This is a genomic window from Kitasatospora sp. MY 5-36, assembly GCF_001182915.1.
Lineage (GTDB): Bacteria > Actinomycetota > Actinomycetes > Streptomycetales > Streptomycetaceae > Kitasatospora.
In genome coordinates, this window is the sequence record NZ_LFVW01000004.1 from 1 (window position 1) to 2,932 (window position 2,932).

At 70.8% G+C, this 2,932-nt stretch carries 2 protein-coding genes and 1 CRISPR repeat array; both genes read right to left on the reverse strand.

The genetic code is table 11. From position 1 onward, the window contains the following. The first annotated feature begins 38 nt into the window (after nucleotides 1-38). A CRISPR array of direct repeats spans nucleotides 39-368; the repeat unit is 37 nt; unit sequence GCTGCGATGGTGCCGCACCGGGATGGTGCGGAGCGAC. A 214-nt stretch (nucleotides 369-582) separates the two neighbouring features. After that, nucleotides 583-1,683 (reverse strand): hypothetical protein, encoded by a 1,101-nt coding sequence (locus AE652_RS44705; protein ID WP_049648996.1) that lies wholly within the window; start codon nucleotides 1,681-1,683, stop codon nucleotides 583-585. 2 nt (nucleotides 1,684-1,685) lie between these two features. Then, on the reverse strand, nucleotides 1,686-2,932 hold a 1,247-nt coding region (locus tag AE652_RS48935; protein WP_063780006.1), incomplete at its 5' end, for a CRISPR-associated endonuclease Cas3''.

Here is a 2,932-nt window from a genome sequence, read left to right on the forward strand (position 1 = left end):
ACGACATTCGACACGAAGCGCGAGGCACTGCTCGTCGCGCTGCGATGGTGCCGCACCGGGGTGGTGCGGAGCGATGTGGCTGGTTGACGGTCAGGTCCCAGCCGCCGTCGAGGCTGCGATGGTGCCGCATCGGGATGGTGCGGAGCGACTGGCCGGCTCGGAACTGGCCGGCGAACGCGGCAGAAGCTGCGATGGTGCCGCACCGGGATGGTGCGGAGCGACGAGGTGGGCGAGCATGCTGCAGACGCGCCAGCCGATGCTGCGATGGTGCCGCACCGGGATGGTGCGGAGCGACCGGGCCCGGCCTCGCACCGGAGCGGCCAACCTTCACGCTGCGATGGTGCCGCACCGGGATGGTGCGGAGCGACGGCGGTTGAGCTGCTGGTCTGGTGGTTCGGCGGGTTGGCTGCCGTGCATACGTGGGTGCCATTTGGGGTGATTCGGACTTCTCGCTTCGGTGCGATGGGGTGTTCTCGTGTGTGCTTGTGGTTCCGAAGTCGTGTCCGGCCGGGACGGTTTTCTCGGTGTTGGCGCTGTGGAGTTGTCAAGGTGCGGGCGTTAAAGGGGTGGCCGGGGGTGGGTTCAGGGCCAGAGGTGGCGGCTGGCGGCGAGGGGGCCGTTGGATTGTTTGAGGCCTGTTCGGGGTGCGGTGTAGAGGGCGCTGACGCCGAGGTTGGTCAGCATTCTGACATTGCGGTTCGTGTCGGGTTCGGTGGCACGGACGGCGGGGTGTTCGAGGAGGACGGTCACGTCGGTGGTGGTGAGTGGTGGTGTCCAGGCGGGCCAGCGTAGGGCGCCGCGGTTGTCGGTGGTGTCCCAACTGGTGGCGGCTTGGATGCGGCCGCTGGCGGTGAGGCGGAAGGTGCCGAGGGCGTGGAGGGCGAGCCAGGTGGGGCCGGGGGCTCCGCGTTGGTAGGGCTTGCCTTCGGAGTTGGTGTGGGCGTCGCCGAGGGAGCGGTGGTCGAAGTTGGCGGAGGCGTAGTCGGGGATGCGGCGCCAGCCGTCCAGGGCCGAGTGGATCTGCCGTGGGTCCTTGTGGCAGCCGAGGACGGCTTTCTGCATCAGGCCGGTGATGGTCATCTGGCCGGCGGCGGCGATCAGCGGGGTGACGGGGGTGCGGCGCACCGTGGCGGGTCCCGGTTCTTCAGTGGTCTCCGGGTCGTTCTTGCCGGTCTTGGGTTTGGTGTCTTCGAAGCACATGACGTTGGTCAGGGAGGCGAACCAGCGGGCGTGGCGGTCGCCCGTTTCGCGTTCGGCTTGGGCGAGTTCGCGCAGCGTCTGGTGCGCGGTGTCGACGCGCATGCGCAGGGCTTCGTTGGGGGCGGTGGGGTCCTCGCGTGGTCGGGTCAGGAGTCCGGGGACGTGCGGGAAGGAGTCCCAGACTTCCCCCTCGGTGTCGGCTGTGTCGGCGTCCTCGCCTTCCCCGTCCTCCGTCTCGGCTGCGTCCGCAAGCTTCCCGGCGGTGCGGGTGGGCGTGGGCGGGAGGTGGCTGGTGAGGAGCTTGGTGAGGGTGTCGAGGGTGAAGGGTTGGTCGGTGGTGAGGACGGCTGCGCCGGCCGGGCCCTTCCAGTGGAGGTACGGCTCGGTGGGCAGGGCGGCGGTGGTGAGTTCGAGAACCCCGAGGGCGGCGAGGAAGCCGAGCGGGTCGTCGGAGCGCAGGGCGGGGAGTTCGAGCTGGTGCATGGTCAGTTGCCTTCTTCGGAGCAGGCGATGTCGGCGAGGCGCAGGACCGTTTCGAGGAGAGCCAGTCCCCAGAAGCCGTAGCGCTGGTTGAGGGCGCGGAATCGGCGTGGGCCCATCCAGTCGGTGCCGATCACCGTGCTGGAGACGGTGACGGTGGTGTCGTCGGGCATGGTGCACTCGACGAGGACCGGCTCGGGGTCGGCGAACGCGGGCAGCATCGGGCGGGCGTAGCCGTGGTGGGCGGCGACGAGGTGGGTGACGAGGTCGTGGTCGAGGCCTCGGGCGGTGGTGGGGTCGGTGGCGAGCCATGTGTGGACGGCGGCGGCACTGAGGGCTTCGTGGCGCAGGTCTTTGGACCAGTTGGCCAGGCGGGCGGCGCGTCGGCGGGCGGTGCGGTCGGCGGGGTCCATGCCGGACTTGGCGAGGGGTTTGGGCAGGGATTCGGCGAGCAGGCGGTCACCGGAGCAGAGCATGCACTGGAACCGCGGGTGGTGTTTTCCGCAGTCGTGGGCCCGGGCTGCCAGCACGACGGCTTCGACCAGGTCCTCGGGCAGCCCGACGGCCTCGGCGAAGACGCGGGCGCGTTCGCCGACGGCCTCATGGTGGCGCTTGAGGGTGACGGTGCGGGTGAGGCTGCTGCCGTCCGGGTCCTCGTCGTCCACGGCGACCCGGTAGCGGCCGGCGTCGGCGAGCCGGGGCGGGACGAGGACGATCCGGCCCGGACCACCGTGGTCGATCAGCACCACCCCTTCCTTGGCCTCCCGTGCGGTGCGCCAGTCGGGGACCTCCAGCAGGGTCTCCAGGCGCCGGCGCAGTACCGGGGTGTGCCGGGAGGGGCTGTCGTGTGCGGCGTCGGTGGGCAGGGCGTCGAGCAGCCGGGTGATCGCGGCGCGGACCGCCTCGGTTGTGCTCAAGGCGTCCGGGTCGTCGGGGTCTGTGGTGAGGTTGGTGTGGGCCTGCTTGATGATCGGGGTGAACTGCTCGGGGTCGCTGCCGGTGGTGCTGGCCAGGACGGTCGGGTCGAGGCGTAGCGGGGTGCGGGTGTTGTCGGTGGGGTGGTCGCCGAGGTCGGGGACGGGGGTGTCGGGGTCGGCGGTCCAGCCGTAGGCGTCGTGGCCGCCGGCGGTGGTGGGCAGGACGAGGGTGGCGCCGGGCTTCAGGTCTTGGATGAGGCGTGGGGTGGTCCAGGTGCCGTCGGTCTCGCGTTGGAGGACGGTGGTGCGCAGGCGGGTGGGTGGGTTTCGGGGTT